Source organism: Streptomyces sp. NPDC057623 (assembly GCF_042800355.1).
GTDB lineage: Bacteria > Actinomycetota > Actinomycetes > Streptomycetales > Streptomycetaceae > Streptomyces.
In genome coordinates, this window is sequence record NZ_JBHVGZ010000021.1 from 1 (window position 1) to 17,547 (window position 17,547).

Annotated in this window: 15 protein-coding genes and 1 tRNA gene; 9 read left to right on the forward strand and 7 right to left on the reverse strand. The window is 71.7% G+C overall.

Going from position 1 to position 17,547, the window contains the following annotated elements; all coding sequences use genetic code 11:
* Positions 1 to 133: 133 nt before the first annotated feature.
* A tRNA-Ser gene (locus ACFU95_RS22050) sits at positions 134 to 220 on the reverse strand.
* A 106-nt stretch (positions 221 to 326) separates the two neighbouring features.
* Entirely contained in the window at positions 327 to 1,901 is a 1,575-nt protein-coding gene (locus ACFU95_RS22055; protein WP_383830125.1) for a trypsin-like peptidase domain-containing protein, read from the reverse strand.
* A 267-nt stretch (positions 1,902 to 2,168) separates the two neighbouring features.
* On the opposite strand from ACFU95_RS22055, the gene ACFU95_RS22060 reads away from it, so the two are divergent.
* The 3 genes from ACFU95_RS22060 (at position 2,169) to ACFU95_RS22070 (ending at position 5,002) form a co-directional block, all read left to right on the forward strand.
* The gene (locus ACFU95_RS22060; protein WP_383830128.1) at positions 2,169 to 2,996 is read left to right on the forward strand and encodes a glycerophosphodiester phosphodiesterase; all 828 of its coding nucleotides are present in this window, start codon (positions 2,169 to 2,171) and stop codon (positions 2,994 to 2,996) included.
* Between the two features lie 231 nt (positions 2,997 to 3,227).
* A complete protein-coding gene (locus tag ACFU95_RS22065) occupies positions 3,228 to 3,866 on the forward strand; it encodes an ATP-binding protein (RefSeq protein ID WP_383830131.1) in 639 nt (212 codons plus the stop codon).
* A 146-nt stretch (positions 3,867 to 4,012) separates the two neighbouring features.
* Complete coding sequence (locus ACFU95_RS22070; protein WP_383830134.1) at positions 4,013 to 5,002, forward strand: DUF5926 family protein; 990 nt, start codon at positions 4,013 to 4,015, stop codon at positions 5,000 to 5,002.
* Between the two features lie 242 nt (positions 5,003 to 5,244).
* Here ACFU95_RS22070 and ACFU95_RS22075 read toward each other — a convergent pair whose 3' ends face one another.
* Positions 5,245 to 5,913, reverse strand: a complete 669-nt coding sequence (locus ACFU95_RS22075) for a hypothetical protein (RefSeq protein WP_383830137.1) — start codon at positions 5,911 to 5,913, stop codon at positions 5,245 to 5,247.
* A 56-nt stretch (positions 5,914 to 5,969) separates the two neighbouring features.
* Complete coding sequence (locus ACFU95_RS22080) at positions 5,970 to 6,629, reverse strand: bifunctional DNA primase/polymerase (protein ID WP_383830140.1); 660 nt, start codon at positions 6,627 to 6,629, stop codon at positions 5,970 to 5,972.
* A gap of 501 nt (positions 6,630 to 7,130) precedes the next feature.
* On the opposite strand from ACFU95_RS22080, the gene ACFU95_RS22085 reads away from it, so the two are divergent.
* The 4 genes from ACFU95_RS22085 to ACFU95_RS22100 all read left to right on the forward strand — a co-directional run bounded on the left by ACFU95_RS22085 (position 7,131) and on the right by ACFU95_RS22100 (position 13,056).
* The gene (locus tag ACFU95_RS22085; RefSeq protein ID WP_383830143.1) at positions 7,131 to 8,642 is read left to right on the forward strand and encodes a PP2C family protein-serine/threonine phosphatase; all 1,512 of its coding nucleotides are present in this window, start codon (positions 7,131 to 7,133) and stop codon (positions 8,640 to 8,642) included.
* Between the two features lie 145 nt (positions 8,643 to 8,787).
* Complete coding sequence (locus ACFU95_RS22090; RefSeq protein WP_383830146.1) at positions 8,788 to 10,284, forward strand: aminopeptidase P family protein; 1,497 nt, start codon at positions 8,788 to 8,790, stop codon at positions 10,282 to 10,284.
* A gap of 106 nt (positions 10,285 to 10,390) precedes the next feature.
* Entirely contained in the window at positions 10,391 to 11,746 is a 1,356-nt protein-coding gene (locus ACFU95_RS22095; RefSeq protein WP_383830149.1) for a PLP-dependent aminotransferase family protein, read from the forward strand.
* 83 nt (positions 11,747 to 11,829) lie between these two features.
* Positions 11,830 to 13,056: an MFS transporter gene (locus ACFU95_RS22100; protein ID WP_383830452.1), complete on the forward strand. Its 1,227-nt coding sequence runs from the start codon at positions 11,830 to 11,832 to the stop codon at positions 13,054 to 13,056.
* On the opposite strand, the gene ACFU95_RS22105 is transcribed toward ACFU95_RS22100, so the two are convergent.
* The 3 genes from ACFU95_RS22105 to ACFU95_RS22115 all read right to left on the reverse strand — a co-directional run bounded on the left by ACFU95_RS22105 (position 13,034) and on the right by ACFU95_RS22115 (position 15,391).
* Positions 13,034 to 13,864, reverse strand: coding sequence for a triphosphoribosyl-dephospho-CoA synthase (locus ACFU95_RS22105; RefSeq protein WP_383830152.1), 831 nt, complete (start codon positions 13,862 to 13,864; stop codon positions 13,034 to 13,036). The genes ACFU95_RS22100 and ACFU95_RS22105 overlap by 23 nt on opposite strands.
* An 11-nt stretch (positions 13,865 to 13,875) precedes the next feature.
* Entirely contained in the window at positions 13,876 to 14,817 is a 942-nt protein-coding gene (locus ACFU95_RS22110) for an intradiol ring-cleavage dioxygenase (RefSeq protein WP_383830155.1), read from the reverse strand.
* A gap of 124 nt (positions 14,818 to 14,941) precedes the next feature.
* The gene (locus tag ACFU95_RS22115; protein WP_383830158.1) at positions 14,942 to 15,391 is read right to left on the reverse strand and encodes an ATP-binding protein; all 450 of its coding nucleotides are present in this window, start codon (positions 15,389 to 15,391) and stop codon (positions 14,942 to 14,944) included.
* 258 nt (positions 15,392 to 15,649) lie between these two features.
* Between ACFU95_RS22115 and ACFU95_RS22120 the strand changes: the two genes are divergently transcribed.
* Positions 15,650 to 16,501: a hypothetical protein gene (locus tag ACFU95_RS22120; RefSeq protein WP_383830161.1), complete on the forward strand. Its 852-nt coding sequence runs from the start codon at positions 15,650 to 15,652 to the stop codon at positions 16,499 to 16,501.
* A gap of 213 nt (positions 16,502 to 16,714) precedes the next feature.
* Complete coding sequence (locus ACFU95_RS22125) at positions 16,715 to 17,452, forward strand: YcnI family protein (RefSeq protein ID WP_383830164.1); 738 nt, start codon at positions 16,715 to 16,717, stop codon at positions 17,450 to 17,452.
* Positions 17,453 to 17,547: the final 95 nt, after the last annotated feature.

Sequence of the window (17,547 nt, forward strand, 5' to 3'; positions counted from 1 at the left end):
CGCTCCCACCCGCATCAGCCCCCTGGCAGCACTGCGCCCCACCGGATGACCCGATGGGGCGCAAAGACAGCCCACAATTCGCCAACAGCGTCCCGATTCACCTGGTCAGGGGCCGTTCTCACTGCTCTCAGAGCGGAGGCGGTGGGATTTGAACCCACGGTGACATCGCTGCCACGACGGTTTTCAAGACCGTTCCCTTCGGCCGCTCGGGCACGCCTCCCCGCGCCGGTCCTGATCGGCGGCGCGGGGACAAGAGTAACGGGTGGGCACACGCGCGCGCGGTGGGCTCTTGCCGAAGTCGGCGTACGCGCGCGTGGCCGGTCGTGTCAGCTGTCGCCGGTGCGGGCGCCCAGGGTGACGTCGACGGTGCGGGACTGGCCGCCCCGTTCGTAGGTGATCATGACCTTGTCCCCGGGCTGGTGGGTCCAGATCTCGCCGATCAGGGTGGGGCCGGAGTCGATCACCGTGTCGTCGAGCTTGGTGATGACATCGCCGGGCTTGAGGCCGGCCTTGGCCGCGGGACCGCCCGACTCGACCGCGTCCGAGCCGCTGGCACCCTGCTCGGTGATCTTGGCGCCGTCGCCGGTGTCCTCCAGGGAGACGGAGGCGCCGATCTTGGCGTACACCGGCTTGCCGGTCTTGATCAGCTGCTGGGCGACGTACTTGGCCTGGTTGACCGGGATGGCGAAGCCGAGGCCGATCGAGCCGGACTGGCTGGTGCCGCCCAGGCCGTTGGCGGCGGACTGGATCGCGGAGTTGATGCCGATGACGTTGCCCTGGGCGTCCAGCAGCGGACCGCCGGAGTTGCCGGGGTTGATCGAGGCGTCCGTCTGCAGGGCGCTCATGTAGGAGGCGTTGCTGCCGGTGCCGTCGCTGGAGGCGACCGGGCGGTTCTTGGCGCTGATGATGCCCGTGGTGACCGTGTTGGAGAGGCCGAAGGGGGCGCCGATCGCGATCGTCGAGTCGCCGACCGCCACCTTGTCGGAGTTGCCGAGTGTCAGCGGCTTCAGGTTCGACGGGGCGTTCTTGAGCTTGATGACCGCCACGTCGTAGCCCTGCGCGTGGCCGACGACCTCCGCGTCGTACTTCTTGCCGTCCGGGAAGGTCGCCGTGAGCTTGCCGCCGTCGACCGCGTCGGCCACCACGTGGTTGTTGGTGAGGATGTGTCCCTCGGTGTCGAAGACGAAGCCCGTGCCGGTCCCGCCCTCGCCCGCGTTGCTCTCGGCCTGGATGGTGACGGTGCTCGGCAGTGCCGTGGCGGCCACGCCCGCGACGGTGCCGGGGTCGCGCTTGACCGAGCCACCGCTGTCGGAGGCGGAGACGGTCGTCGAGGAGGTGTTGTCGTCGTTCTTGGCCAGCGTGTAGCCGAGGCCGCCGCCCAGGCCGCCCGCGACCAGCGCGGCGATCAGGACCGCGGCGAGGATTCCGCCGCGCCCACGGCCGGACTTCGGCGCCGGCTCCTGGTAGGTCGCACCCCAGCCGGAGCCCACACCGGCACCGCCCACACCGGCACCGCCCATCCCCACGCCGGCCGCGGCACCAGCACCCGCGGCGGCGCCGGTGTCGGCGTACGGCGGTGCGGCGGGCGGCGGCGGAGGCGGCCAGGAGGCGTCAGGGGCCGAGCCCTGCGGGCCGGTCGGGCCGGCCGGCTGAGCCCCGTTCGAGGCGGCCTGTGCGGGGGCCTGCCGCGATCCGTCGGCCGTCGGCTCGGCGGCGTACGGCTGGGTGCCGTTCGAGCCGGCCGGGTTGTCGCTCGGCACCGGCGGGAGCGGCGTGGTCGGCGCGGCACCACTCTCGGGAGCCGGGGGCTCCTGGGACGCCGGAGCAGCAGGAGCATCCACCGGCACGGGGGGTGCGGACGGGGCCGGGGGTACCGCGGCGCCCTCGTTCTCGGTGCTCACAGCTTCTCTCCTCGATCCACGGCTGGTGTTTTCGGTCGCACTCGGTCACGCCCGTTCACGCTTGTCGACGGCCGGTGCGCTTCAGCTGTGCAGGCCTATTCGTATGCGGTCAGCTTTTCCCACGGGCCGTCAGAGCACCATAAGCGGTTGCTGTGCGTCCACGGCCACTCCTTACATAGGTCATGTGCGGTTAAAAAGGCACAATCCCAGTGTCCTCATGACTCCTACGACCGCACGTCTACCCCCGCGCGGTGGCACCATGACGCGGTGACCCACGCACGGCAGCACCAGATCCAAGTCGTCGCCCATCGCGGAGCCTCCGAAGACGCCCCCGAGCACACCCTGGCCGCGTACAAGAAGGCGATCGAGGACGGTGCGGACGCCCTTGAGTGCGACGTACGCCTCACCGCCGACGGTCATCTCGTCTGCGTCCACGACCGCCGCGTCAACCGTACGTCCAACGGCCGCGGCGCGGTCTCGGCACTGGAGCTCGCCGAGCTCGCCGCCCTGGACTTCGGCTCCCGGAAGAACCGCGACTCGTGGAAGAACCGGGCCGAGGAGCCCGACTGGGAGTTCCGGCCGGAGGACCCGGAGGACACCTCCGTACTCACCCTGGAGCGGCTGCTGGAGCTCGTCGCGGACTCGGGGCGACGCGTGGAGATGGCCATCGAGACCAAGCACCCGACCCGGTGGGCGGGGCAGGTCGAGGAGCGGCTGCTGCTTCTGCTGAAGCGGTTCGGGCTCGACGCGCCCGCGTCGGCCGCCGAGTCCCCGGTGCGCGTCATGAGCTTCTCCGCGCGCTCGCTGCATCGCGTGCGTGCCGCAGCGCCGACGCTGCCGACGGTCTATCTGATGCAGTTCGTCTCACCGAGGCTGCGGGACGGCCGGCTGCCCGCGGGTGTCCACATCGCGGGCCCCTCGATCCGCATCGTGCGCAGTCACCCGGCCTACATGGAGCGCCTGAAGCGGGCCGGCCACCAGGTGCACGTCTGGACCGTGAACGAGCCACAGGACGTCGATCTCTGCGTCGACCTGGGCGTCGACGCCATCATCACCAACCGCCCGCGCGCGGTGCTGCACCAGCTCGGCCGCTGACACGCGCGCGTGAAGCGGGTCGAGCACGGGGGCCGCGTCCGGCCCGGGCGGCGCGCGTCCCCCGCAAACCGCGCATCCGGAAACCCCTGAAACCTCATCAATCCCTGCGCAACCTCTTGACCCAGGTGCCCCTTCAGCCCCATCCTCCACTCTCGGCCACACCGACGGATTTCAGCCATCCCGATTACAGGGAGTGCTCCGGCGCGTTCGGTCCGTGTTCGATCGTTGCGAATGCGTCCCCGGACCTTGATTGGCCGGTTTCCGGTACAGGCCAATGGGGCATCCACACCGTGGCGTGGGGCAAAGGAGGTCTCGGGGGTGGCGTTGGTGGTGGCACAGGAGGTGCCCACGTCGTCGAGCATGGCCGTACCCCATGGCCCTGCGGGCGTGGGCAATGCGAGACACCGTATGCGCTCACAGTTGCGTAGGGGTGGCGTAGCGGAATCGGTCATCGACGATGCCGTTTTGATTCTTTCCGAACTCTTGAGCAACGCGTGCAAACACGGCCGGCCGTTGGGTGACGCGCTGTCCGGGGACGGCGACGTCCTGGCCGCATGGCGCGTGGACACGAGCGGCAGGCTCACCGTGGAGGTGACCGACGGCGGCGGGCCCACCCGCCCTGCTCCGGCCACGCCCTCGGTCACCGCGCACGGCGGCCGCGGGCTGAACATCATCACCGCCCTGGCAGACGACTGGGGTGTCCGCGACGACGCCCGTGGCGAGGTCACGGTCTGGGTCGTGGTCCATGACGACGTTCACGATCCTGACGCGGGGCACCGTCGTGATGACTTCGCTACGCGCGTCGCCGCTCCGGCGGTGAGCGCGATATCCGGCCTCGACTTCGCGGACGCCTTCGAGAGCATGGACTGAGGGCACCGGTTTCGGCAGCGGTTCCGCTTCCGCCCGGAATCGGCTCCGGCACGACCGGTGGGTTGTCCACAGGCTCCCGTCGACGATGGCGTGAACGGCTAGGCTCGCGCCCGTACGAGACGAGCCGTAACCGGGAGACACCCACGATGGCCAAGAAGCGACCCCAGACCAAGGCCAAGCGCCCGCAGCTCAGCGACGGGGCCCGCGCCGTAGGCGCTGATGGACAGGTTCCGGTTGTCGGCGCGCGCGAACCCTGCCCCTGTGGCAGCGGCCGACGCTACAAGGCGTGTCACGGCCGGGCCGCCGCGCAGGCGGTGACCGAGCTGGTGCAGCGTCCGTTCGAAGGACTGCCGGGCGAGTGCGACTGGGTGGCCCTGCGCGAACTGGTGCCTGCCGCCACCGTCGAACTTCCCCTGAAGGGCGGCCTCCCCGAGGGCGTCCCGTCGGTCACGCTGGCCACGGTGCTGCCGATGGCCTGGCCGGCTCTGCGCCGCGACGACGGCTCGGTGCTGCTCGGCCTCCAGAACGACACGGCGTCGGGCGACATCAGCCGCGACCTGGCCGACACGCTCCAGCAGGCCCTCACCGCGAAGCCCGGCACCCCGGTCCAGGGCCGGCGCGCCCCGGCCGACGGTCCGCGGCTCCAGGATCTGCTCGACCCCGAAGGCACCTTCGAGCCAGTTGTGCATTCGGGCTTCGAGTTCTGGGTCCCGGACGCGGAGAACGCCACTCCGGAAGTGTCCGCGTCGCTGGAGCGGGCCAACGCCGCGGCCATCCCGACCGTGAAGCTGACGGGCGTGGACGCCGCCTACTGGTGCGAGACGCCGGAGAAGAACCACCTGCGCTGGGTCATGCCGCACCCCGAGGAGCAGCTTCTGGACGCCCTCGCGCGGCTGCACGCGGCAGGGAGGTCGAACCTCGGCGAAGGCACCCGCTTGGTGGGCTCCTTCCGCGCTCACGGGCTCACGGTGCCGGTCTGGGACCTGCCGAGCGGCGTCGGCGCGGAGGATGTGGAGAAGCCCGCGGCCGAGTTCGCCGAACGCCTCGCCACGGCACTGGCCACGGACGCGCCGCTCACCCCCGACGAGCGTCGCGCGCGGGGCGGCCTGACCAACCGGCAGGTCACGCTCAGCTGACGCGTACCGCGGAGATCGGGTTCGGCTGAACGGCCGTTCAGCCGAACCGGTCCGCGCATGAGGGTGAATCCGCTCACAACTCCCATGCGGAGCAAGGGAATCCGTGACTGGAAAGCCCGGATCGAATTTGCGAACCGCCGATCTCTTGTTACCGTTCGAGTAGCCCGGTTGCTGGTGCATCCCCCGTCGCCAGCAACCGGGTCTTTCCATGCGCTCGTTCCTTTACGGAACGACGTCACATGTCAACTGCCCGTGGAATCCTCGGAATTACCCGCCGCGGAGTTGCTCGCGGAACGCAGCAACAGCGCCCCGCGCCCGGCCCGCTCCGCGAACTCCGTGACCGCCGTATAGGCGTCCTGGCCTCCGCGCGTGCGCCCCCGGGGCGTCTCACACGTTCCCGGCTCGTCCTCGGCGCCCACGACGCACCGCATCTGGAGCGTGCGCCCACCGGGCCCCATGAGGCTCAGCACGGAGTCCAGCGCACCGCCCGTCGCGTTGCGGAAGTACGTGCGTGCCCAGGTTTCCTCACCCTGGGTGAGGACACAGGTCTGCGCCTCGATGCCTTCGGGCGAGGTGAGTTCGGGGCCGCAGCGCACGGCGGTGGCGAGGCCCAGGTCGAGCAGCAGTGCGGTTCCGGACGGATCGGCGGAGGGCGCCTTGGCGTCGACGCGTGGGGACGGACGTACGGCGCCGCCCTTCGGGGCGGGTGAGGGGGACCGTACGGCATCCCGTTCGGGCGCCCCCACGGCGGCCCGGCCCGCGTCGACGACCTGACCGGCGGCCGCCCAGGCCAGTGGCAGGGCGACCGCGGCCGCGGCGACGGACGCGAGGGCGATCAGACGGACTCTTCGGTGGTTCGGCCCGCGGCGATGCGACGACGGTGCCCTTTTTCCCCTGATATGACGCGGCATATAGCGGAAGATAACGACCACGCGCGCGTGCACCGTCCCGCGCACGCCGGACGGCCCTACAACTCGGGCGCGCTCACACCCGTACGAGTGAGGGCCTCGACCACGGCGTCCACCACGGCCTCCACGTCGGGCACCCAGGGGGAGGCCGAGCCGGGGAGGGGGGCGCGCTGCCAGGTGATGGGTCCCTGGCCGGTCTCGGACGGCGGCAGGGCGATGTAGCCGCCCTCGCCGTGGAAGCGGAGCGAGCCGGGGACGAAGTCCTTGGCGTAGAGCAGTTCGCCCAGCTGCTCCATGGAGTACGGCTGCACCAGGATCGACCAGCGGGCGGGCGAGGCGACGACCGGGCCGAGCCGCATGCCCATGCGGTCGAGCGCGGCGAGGGCGTGCGCGGCCGGCAGGGCGGGCAGGCTGACCGCGCAGGGGGCCGTGTCGCCGGTGGCGAGGATGATCGGCGCCGTGGGCCGGTTGCTCCACCACCAGCGCACCATGCGCTCGTCGGTGGTGGCCGCGAGGAGGCCGGGGTCGAAGGGGTGCGCGCCGGGCACCGTGCAGTCCGGGTCGGGACAGCCGCAGCGGGAGTTCCCCTGCGGGTGCGTCGTCACGCCCGGGAGTACGGGCCAGCGCCATTCTGTCGCGAAGGTCAGGGCCGCGCTGATCAGCTCAGACTTCCCGTCGCTGCGCAGGAGCCTGCGTCGCCTTCCGAGGATCTCGCGCATGAGCGCTCGTTCCTTTCCGTTGCACCGCTGGCAACACCGTGGTCACATCACACCATGTGTCGATCACTTCACTGTGCGTACCTGTAGGCGCATCACACCCCTGCGATGAGCAAGGGGATCCCCTATGGGCCGAGCGTTGGCTGCTTCCGTGGCAGCCTCGTCCATACCGCGTCTGTCAAAAGCATGGGCGTGGCGTGGGGTGGCGAAGTATGGCGTTTGCCGTCGCGCGTATTTCTCCTCGCCTCCACCACGGGAGGATGGGGCACGATCGTCAGTGGCTAAGACGCCCGGGTCCGTCACCAGGTTCCGGGTGGTTGTCAACCACCCCTGGCCTTCACCGAGTACGTACCCATCACGACCGCTGTGACGCTCTGTGGAGCGAAACCAGTCGACCGCAATACCCCGTTCCCTGAGGCAGTTTTAGGCCAACATTGCCTTTACGCAAGAGGCCTACGACAAGTGCTCGGGTTACCCACGGACACCAGGAATCCCGGCAGGACAATGCTGGACATCCCCTTACGAGTGCGTGTACATGTGGAGACACTGCTAGCGGCGCAGAATGACATGGGGGTTTGCGATGCTTTTGAGCAATACGCACCGGTCGGAAAGCCGGACGCCATGAACGCTCCTCACCCTCCGAAAGTGGCCGGAATCGATTCCACGGTTCCCTCGCCCGCACACACTGTCGCGCCCGCGCCCGTGGCCTCGGGAACCTCAGCGGTCCCCCCGCCGAACCCACCGGGCGCCGTGCTGCAGGACCGTCTCGCCGGCTGGGTCTCGGACCTCACGACACTGCACGAACTCACCGAGCGCCTGGTCCGCACGGACACGCTCGTCGACGCCCTCCAGGAACTGCTGCGCGCCGGATCCGCCCTCGTGGGTGCCCGGCGCGGTCTCGTCGTGCTGGAACCGGCGGACGGACTGGGCCCGGACACGACCATCGGGCTGGGCCTCGCCCGCGCCGACCTCGGGCACATCGAAACCGTGCCGCGCAGCGCGATGTCGTACGGCAGGATCCTCGACGGACTTCCGGGCGGCGACGGTGAGATCGCCCAGCCGGACCTGCTCTCCGAGGACGGACTCGACCCCCGCCACCGCGAGGTCGCGGCCCGCCTCGGCTACGCCGCCAGCTATGCGCTCCCCCTGTCCAGCGAGGCCGCCGGCCGCCTCGGTGCCGCCGTGTGGCTGTACGACGAGCCCGCCGAACCGGCCGAGCGCCAGCGCCACCTCGTCGGCCTGTACACCCGCTACGCCACCGAACACCTCGCCCGGCTCCTCGAAGTCGAGCGCACGCGTGCGTGCCTGCGGACAGTGGCCGAGGAGCTGCTCCCCTCCCGGCTGCCCCGGATGGCCGGCGTCCAGCTCGCCGTGCGGCACCGCACCGGCCCGCGCGGGGGCGGCGACTGGTACGATGCGCTGCCGTTGCCGGACGCCGCCCTGGGCCTGGCGGTCGGCTCGGTGACCGGGTCCGGGCCGAGCGCGATCGCCGCGATGGGACGGCTGAGGGCCAGCCTGCGGGCGTACGCCGTGATGGAGGGGGAGGATCCGGTCGCGGTCCTGTCCGACCTGGAGCTGCTGCTCAGACTCACCGAGCCCGCCCGCTCCGCCACCGCCCTGTTCGCCTACTGCGAGCCCTCCCTGCGCAAGATCACACTCGCCGGGGCCGGGCACACCCCGCCGCTGCTGATCGGCGACCGGCGCACGGAGTTCGTGGAGACCTCCGTCTCCGCGCCGCTGGGCATGCTGGCCTGCTGGGAGGCGCCGAGCGTGGAGCTGACGGCGGAACCCGGAGAGACGGTTCTGCTGTACACCGACGGGCTGCTGCACCGCACCGGCGACCCCACCGACCGCGCCTTCGCCCGGCTGCACGCGGCGGCGGCCGGCGTGCCCAGGGCGATCCGGCACGACCCGGACGCCGTCGTCGACCATGTGCTGCGGACCGTGCTGCCGAACGGACTGGACCAGGCGGCCAGCGAGGAGGACGTCGTTCTGCTGGCGGCCCGCTTCGAGTAGCGGCGCGGGGCCCCTCGGTCACTTCCCATAACAGGCACGTGGTCCGCGCCATAGCAGCGGCGGGCGGCAGTTCGGTCGTCCCTGGGTCCTGCCCCGTACGACCGTACGATGGACGGGGTCCAGTGCCGTATCGAGGAGGATGACCGTGGCCGACGAGCTCACCCCGGCTGTGTCAGATCCTGCTGCTGACGCAGCGGGCCCGGAAGGCGAGTCCGAGGAGCCGATCAAGAAGCGCAAGAACGGCCTGTACCCGGGCGTGTCCGACGAGCTCGCCGAGAACATGAAGTCCGGCTGGGCCGACACGGAGCTGCGCGACCTGGAGCCGATCCCCCAGGCCGCCGAGACCGCCGCACGGCGCTCCGCGCTGTCGGCGCGGTTCCCGGGCGAGCGTCTGGTGATCCCCGCGGGCAACCTGAAGACACGCTCGAACGACACCGAGTACGCCTTCCGGGCGTCCGTCGAGTACGCGTACCTCACCGGCGGCCGGCCCGATGAAAGCGCAGACGGCGTGCTCGTCCTGGAGCCCGAGGGCGAGGGCCACCGGGCCACGATCTACCTCCTGCCGCGCTCCGACCGGGAGAACGGCGAGTTCTGGCTCTCCGGCCAGGGCGAGCTGTGGGTCGGCCGCCGGCACTCGCTCACCGAGGCGCAGACGCTGTACGGCATCCCCGCGTCCGACGTGCGCGAGCTGGCGGACACACTGCGCGAGGCGACGGGTCCCGTGCGGGTCGTGCGGAGCTACGACGCCGGCATCGAGGCCGCGCTGACCGACAAGGTCACCGCCGAGCGGGACGAGGAGCTGCGCGTCTTCCTGTCCGAGGCACGGCTGGTCAAGGACGCGTTCGAGATCGGCGAGCTGCAGAAGGCCGTCGACTCCACGGTGCGCGGCTTCGAGGACGTGGTGAAGGTCCTCGACAAGGCCGAGGCCACGAGCGAGCGCTACATCGAGGGCACGTTCTTCCTCCGCGCGCGCGTGGAGGGCAACGACGTCGGCTACGGCTCCATCTGCGCGGCCGGCCCGCACGCCTGCACCCTGCACTGGGTGCGCAACGACGGGCCCGTGCGCTCCGGTGAGCTGCTGCTGCTCGACGCGGGCGTCGAGACGCACACGTACTACACAGCCGACGTCACGCGCACGCTGCCGATCAACGGCCGGTACAGCGAGATCCAGAAGAAGATCTACGACGCCGTGTACGACGCCCAGGAGGCCGGTATCGCGGCCGTGAAGCCGGGTGCGAAGTACCGGGACTTCCATGACGCGTCGCAGCGGGTGCTGGCCGAGCGGCTCGTCGAGTGGGGGCTCGTCGAGGGGCCGGTGGAGCGGGTGCTGGAGCTCGGGCTTCAGCGGCGGTGGACGCTGCACGGGACCGGGCACATGCTCGGCATGGACGTCCACGACTGCGCCGCCGCGCGCGTGGAGTCGTACGTCGACGGCACGCTGGAGGCGGGGATGGTGCTGACCGTCGAGCCGGGGTTGTACTTCCAGGCCGACGACCTGACCGTGCCGGAGGAGTACCGGGGCATCGGTGTGCGGATCGAGGACGACATCCTGGTGACGGAGGACGGGAACCGGAACCTCAGCTCCGGGCTGCCTCGGCGGTCGGACGACGTGGAGAGCTGGATGGCCTCTCTGAAGGGCTGATGTTTGATTGATGGCCGGATACCAAGGGGGTATCCGGCCATCATCGCGGTCTGCGGGCAGTTCGTGGCTGGTCGCGCAGTTCCCCGCGCCCCTTCAGGGAGTTGGTGTGGACCTGCATATAGAAATCGCCGCCGTCCAAGGGCGCCGCGCGGGACTGGAGCGCGCCCTGCGGGACGCTGTGCGGGATGGGCGGCTCAGCCCTGGAACGCGGTTGCCGGCCACCCGGCGCCTGGCCGACGAACTCGGCATCTCGCGGAACACCGTGAAGGCCGCCTACGACCAACTCGTCGCCGAGGGATATCTGAGCGCTCGGCAGGGGTCGGGGACCCTTGTCGCCTCACTGCCCACCACCGACGCCGAACCGCATGAGACCGCCGCACACGCGCGTGCGCCGCGTTTCGATCTGCGGCCCGGCAGTCCGGACGTGGGGGCGTTTCCGGCAGCCGCCTGGTTGCGGGCGCTGCGCAGGGCCATCGCCACGGCGCCCTCACTGGCGTACGACTACGGCGATCCGCGTGGGCGGATCGAGTTGCGGACCGCGCTGTCGGGGTATCTGGGGCGGGCGCGTGGGGTGATCGCGCCGCCGGAGCGGATCGTGATCACCTCCGGGTATGTGCAGGGGCTGGCGCTGCTCACACGTGTGCTGGAGGGCGGGGTCATCGCCATGGAGGACCCCGGGCTGCCGTTCCATCGGGAGGTGGTGCGGCGGGCCGGGGGTGTCGTCGTGCCCGTGCCCGTCGACGAACGGGGCGCGTGCGCACAGGCGTTGGGGGACTGCGCGGCCGTTGTCGTCACGCCCGCGCATCAGTACCCGACCGGTGTGACCCTGCACCCGCAGCGGCGGCGGGCGCTCACCGACTGGGCACGCGCGCGTGGCGGCCTGGTCGTCGAGGACGACTACGACGGGGAGTTCCGCTACGACCGCCAGCCCGTCGGTGCGCTCCAGGGGATGGCGCCGGGGCAGGTGGCGTATCTGGGGACCGCCTCGAAGACCCTCGGGCCCGCGCTGCGGCTCGGCTGGATGGTGGTGCCGCCGCACCTGGTCGACGCCGTCGCCGACGCCAAGCTGCACAGTGACCACCACACCGAGTCCATCGGCCAGTTGGCGCTCGCCGAGCTGATCGAGAGCCATGCGTACGACCGCCATGTGCGGGCCTGTCGGCTGCGGTACCGGCGGCGCCGGGATCAGCTCGTGGAACGGCTGGGCGGGCTGGGGGCGCGTCGGCCCGTGCGGGGGATCGCGGCAGGGCTGCACGCGCTGGTGGAGGTCGACGACGAGCCGGCGGTGCTGGCGCGGGCGGCGGCTGAGGGGCTCGCGGTGGGGCATCTGGGGGAGCACTGGCATGCGCCGGGCGGAGGCGAGGGGCGGCCCCAGGGGCTGGTCGTGGGGTACGGGACGCCTCGGGAGCGGGTGTACCCGGAGGCCCTGGACGTGTTGGGGAAGGTGCTGGGCGGCGGCTGAATTGGACCACTCAGGCGGGGGGTCATTGGGCCTGTCGAGGGGCCCACGGTGTCTTTAGCGTCGTGGGCATGAACGTCGTTGGCATGACCGACCGGCTCGTCCCGCCCGCGGGCCCGCAACGCGTCCTGGCGTCGGCCCAGTTGGCCAACTCGATCGGCGACGGCGCCTACTACGTGACGTCGGCGCTGTACTTCACCGAAGTCGTCGGTCTCGCTCCCGCGCGCGTGGGGCTCGGACTGACCCTCGCGTGGGGCGTCGGCTCGCTGGCGGGGGTGCCGCTCGGGCGGCTCGCCGACCGGCGCGGGCCACGAGGCACGGCGGTGCTGCTCGCGCTGGCGACAGCGCTGGCGGTGGCGTCCTTCCTGGTCGTCCGCGGCTTCGTGCCCTTCGTCGCCGCCGCGTGCGCGTACGCGACCGCCCAGTCGGGGCTGGCCGCGGCCCGGCAGGCCCTGCTCGCCGGGCTGGTGTCCGCCGGGGACCGGACCGGGCTGCTCGCGCATCTCCAGTCCACGCTCAACGCGGGGCTCGCCGTGGGGGCGGCGCTGGGCGGACTGGCACTGAACGCCGGGACGCGGGAGGCGTATCTCGGCGTGTTCGCTCTGGACGCGGTGAGCTTCGTCGTGTGTGCGGGGGTGCTGCTGCGGCTGCCTGCCGTGGAACCCGTTGCCGTGCGCGCAGGTGCCTCCCTCGGCGTCCTGCGTGACCGCCCGTACGCCCTGGTCACGCTCCTCAACGCCGTCCTGCTGCTGCGGATGCCGCTGCTCAGCCTCGGGCTGCCGTTGTGGATCGCCGAGCGGACGGACGCGCCGGCCTGGCTGGTCTCCGCGCTGTTCGTGCTCAACACCGGGGCCGTCATGGTCTTCCAGGTGGGGATGGCGCGCGGCGTGACCGGGCTCGCGTCGGCCACGCGCGCGGTGCGGCGATCGGGGTGGGTGATGCTGGCGGCGTGCGCGGTGTTCGCGCTGTCGGCGGGAGCGTCGCCGTGGGTGGCCGCCGGGGTGCTGGTCGCCGGGGCCCTGCTGCAGGTCGTCGCCGAGATGGGGCAGTCGGCGGGGTCCTGGCAGCTGTCGTTCGATCTGGCGCCGGCGGATCGGGTGGGCGAGTACCAGGGGTTCTTCGGAACGGGCGTGACGGTCGCGCGGACACTGGGACCGCTCGTCCTGACCTCGCTGCTGGTGGGGTGGGGGACGCCGGGGTGGCTGCTGCTGGGCGCGGTGACGCTGGTGGCGTCGTACGCCATGGGGCCGGCGGCGGGGTGGGCCGCCGGCACCCGGGCGCGCCGTGGGCTCAGGCCCGAGTGCGTGCCGTGACGGGCAGCGCGTCCAGGAACAGCGCCCCGGCGAGCAGCCCCGCACTCCCCCGCGGGCTCCACGCGCGCGCGTGCAGGTCGGCGTCGAGGGCCGCCAGGGCCTGGGCGCCCGCGTCCGTCGCCGAACCGCCCGCTTCCATGACTCCCCGGGCGCCCGCCTGGACGTGCCGCAGTCCGTGGGGGCCCGCGGTGTGGAGGAGTTCGGTGTCCTGGAGGGTGGACATCACGGTGAGCAGGGCGTCCAGGCGGGCCTGTCCCTCCGTGGCGCCGGTCGAGCGGGCTGCGGCGAGGGCGTCCAACGCCCGCCGTACGTGCGGGAATCCGGCCCGCGCCTCACCCCGTGCCCCGGCGGCCCCGTACTTCGCGGACACCGAGGAGCCCCGGGAGGGCCTGCGCGGGGCGCGCTTGTCGGTGTGCGCGGCGATGCGCTTGGCGGTCGCCGCGACGTCCCGCGCGCCGGCCCGTGGGTCGAGCGCGGCCGCGGCGACCAGCAGGCCGAGGGCCCACAGGGCGCCCCGGTGACCGCCGCCCGCGAGGTGCACCGAGTGCTCGGTGCACCTGCCGATCGCACCCAGCTCGGTACGGAGCCCGGGCGTCGGTTCGCCGGTGCGCCGGGCGGCGGCGGCCATCGCCGCGAGGCCCGGCGCCAGCGCCTTGGCCGACCAGCGCAGCATGCGGTGGTCCCGGTGGCTGACACGGGCGCCGAGGTCGCGCGGGTCGGGCAGGCCCGGCTTGGGAGCCAGGGCCAGTTGCCCGGTCAGCGCGGTCACGGCGGCCTGCGCGAGCGCCTCGTCCTCACGGCTGCTCATGGCCGTACCCCCTACGAGGAGGCCGAGGCCGACGGGGCGCCGCTGGGCGGGGTGCCGGTCGGGGCGTCGCCGGGCGGCGTACCGCCCTCGCCGCCACCGCCGCCGCTGCCCGCGCCGGTGTTCTCGGCATCGGGGTCGACACCGATGGTGAGGAAGCCCTTGTAGCCCTTGGAGGGGTCCTTCTTGTGTACGGCCTTCAGGGTCAGCAGGCCGCTGGAGGCGCCGCCGCCGTCGTAGACCATGTCGTTGTCGAGGGTGGTGTAGCTGCCGGAGTGCTTCGAGTAGGGCTCCAGCGTGAAGACCTCCTCGGCGATGTCGTCGGCGAAGAACAGCTGGCCGGTGTAGTTGACCTTGCCGCCCTCGTAGGTGCCGTCCTCCTTCTGGCCGCCCGTGTGCACCTTGAGGTGGATGTGGCAGGTGCGCGGGGTGTACCAGCCCGGGAAGATCGTCTCGAACTTGACGACCCCGTTGGCGTTGGCGATCTGGTAGCCGCGCAGGTACGTCTTGTCGTTGGCGGTCGAGCCGTCCTCGCTCTCGGCGGGCGCGGAGCCGCCGGGGTTGGCCGTGGTGTAGCCGGAGTAGTAGCCCCAGGCGTCGCAGTGCCAGATCTCCACGGCGGCGCCCTTGACCGGGGTGCAGCCGTCGGTGGCGTCCACGACGGTGAGGCGCAGCGTCAGCGGGACGCCGCTCTTGCCCTCGGTGATGTCCTTTCGCACCAGCGCGTTGTCGAGGTAGTACGGGCCTTCGGTGACGCTGGACATCAGCGTCATGCAGGTGGTGCTCTCCGAGGCGGTCGTGGTGGCCGTGGCCGCCGCGTCCGTCGTGGTCGTCCCGGAGTCGGCGAAGGCCGCCTGGTAACCCGCGACGGCGAGGCCGCCCGCCGCGACCGTGCCCCCGGTCACCGCGATCGCGCGGCGCCTGGTGATCGACTTGTCCTTGTGGTTTCCCGTCATGACCAGGAAATTAGGGACGCCACCCGTCAACAGCTTGAGGTGGCGCTGTGCGGCGGCTGTGAGTCCTGAGGAAGCTGAAGTCGCCGGCGCTCGCTCTCCGCGCCGCCGACCGCCGGCTTCAGCACTACACCGCCACCAGAGGGGCGCCTTCCCGCCACTTGAGGATCTTGTCGAAGCTCACCACCGCCCCGCCCCGGCCCGGCTTGTTGCCGATCTGGACGTGGTCGGCGAGTTCCTGGATGAGGCAGAGCCCCCGGCCGTGCTCCGCGTCGGAGGTCGCCGGGCGGGGTGGGCGGTGGGGTGCGGTGAAGCCGGGGCCCGCGTCGGCGACCTCGATGTGGCACTTCTCGCCGTCCAGATAGGCCGTGACGCGGTACGCCTGCGGGGGGCCGTCGGGCACGGTCTCGCCGCCGTGCTCGACCGCGTTGGCGCAGGCCTCGCTGAGGGCGACGGAGAGGTCGTAGGACACATCGGGGTCGACGCCCGCGGTCTCCATGGTGCCGATCAGCAACCGCCGGGCGAGCGGCACGCTCGCGGCTTCCCGCCGCAGATGGAGTGACCACCAGATGCTCATGCTCCAGCCTCCTGGCCGCGGCTCGACATACCGTTACGTATTGCCGCGAGTGCCCGGCTGTAAGCACATCATTGACGTGATGCCGCCCATATGGTCGATGTGCCTACGCAGGAATCGGTGTATGTGGGTGCGGGCCACATCAGATGGTGATCTTTTGGTCGTACGACTCCTATGCCCCGTACGTCCCCAACCACCCGTATGTCATCTTGCGGACCTGCCGTATGGCGGTCATAAGGCCAGTGCGATGATGAGCCCGCCATGCCTGCCCCCCACCCGCGCACGACGCGCTCCGGAAGTGATCTCCGGATACTGCGGGCCGCGGTGTTCGCCGCGGTCTGCGTCGTGCTGGCCGGAGTCGGGCACGTGCTGGGCTCCTGCGCCTCGATCCCGCTGTGGACGCTGGGCGCGGGGTTCCTGGGGGTCCTCCTCGTCACGGTGCCGTTCGCGGGGCGCGAGCGCTCGCTGCCCGCGATAGCGGCGCTGCTGGCGGTCGGCCAGACCGTCCTGCACACGCTGTTCGGGCTGGGTCAGCACGGGGCGGCCGGCGGGGTCTCCGCCGCGTCCGCCGCCACCTCCGCGCCCGCCTCCGACGCCGCGCTGGTCGAGCAGGCCGCACGTCTCGTCTGCGGGACCGCCGCGGCCGCGATCAGCCCCGCCCAGGCCCAGCGGATCCTCACCGAGGCGCGGATCGGCCCGGCCACCGGGGCGCACGCCGCGCACCCGTCGGCGGACGCCCTGTCCACCGTCACGGACTCCGCCACCGGCTTCTCCTCCTCGCTGCTGCCCTCCCTGCCCATGCTGCTCGCCCACGTTCTCGCGGCGGTCGCCGCCGGGTGGCTGCTGCGGCGCGGGGACCTGGCCCTGCTGCGGATCGTCGAGATGTCCGCGGTGTCGGCGCACTCGGTCGCCGAGGGAGCGTTCATACGATCCCTGCGCGGGGCGCTCGCGCTGGTGCGCGCCCTGCGTGCGGGGCTGCCGGGCGCACCCGAGGCGGGACCCCGCTTCCGGCGCACCGCGCCGCTCGCACGGCCCGCTCCGCGCACCGTCGCCCTCCAGCACACGGTGATCAGACGCGGCCCGCCGGCCACCGCTTTCGCTCTCGCCGCCTGACACGACGCGACCACCGCACTCCACCGAAGTGGCTCTCCACCGAAGTGGGAACGAGGGCCGCCGTCGTGCGGCACGCGCGCGTACCCGTGTTTCCGATCGTGGGACGACTCGACGACTCTTTCGCGTCGTTCCCGGCTGATCGGGCACCCCTGCGCACGCGTACTCCTCTTCACCACCGGAATCCCGAATCTCACTCACAGTGGAGTGCTCCGAATGAAGGCCTCTCGTCTCGCCGCCGCAGGCACCCTCGCCGGCACCGCCGTGCTCGCCCTCTCCGCCCCCGCCTTCGCCCATGTCAGCGTGCAGCCGGAGGGCACCGCCGCCAAGGGCGGTTACGCGGTCGTCGACTTCAAGGTGCCCAACGAGCGTGACAACGCCTCGACCACCAAGCTCGAGGTCAGCTTCCCGACCGACCACCCGCTCGCCTCCGCCATGCCGGAGCCGATGCCCGGCTGGAAGATCGAGGTCACCAAGTCCAAGCTCGACAAGCCGATCGAGATGCACGGCGAGAAGATCTCCGAGGCGGTCTCCAAGATCACCTGGACCGCCGACGGCAAGGGCGTCGAGCCGGGCTACTTCGAGAAGTTCCCGGTCTCCATCGGCCAGCTCCCCGAGGACGCCGACCAGCTCGTCTTCAAGGCGATCCAGACGTACTCCAACAAGGAGGTCGTGCGCTGGATCGAGGTGCAGCAGGAGGGCCAGGACGAGCCCGAGAACCCGGCGCCGGTCCTCGCGCTGTCCGCCGCCGAGGACGGTCACCACGGCTCGTCCTCCTCCGACAATGCCTCCGACTCCGACGACTCCGAGGCCGCCTCCGCGAAGACCGAGGCCGCCGAGCCCGCCGACACCAGCGACACGACCGCCCGTGTCCTGGGCGTGGTCGGCATCGTCGTCGGCGCACTGGGGGTGGCGTACGGCGTACTCGCCGGCCGTCGGCGCACCAACGCCTGACAGCCCCTCCGATTCACGGCGCGCGCCGGGGCACGCCTCCCGGTGCGCGCCGGGGCACTCATCACTGGGACGTTTTTTCTATGCGTAAGAAGAAT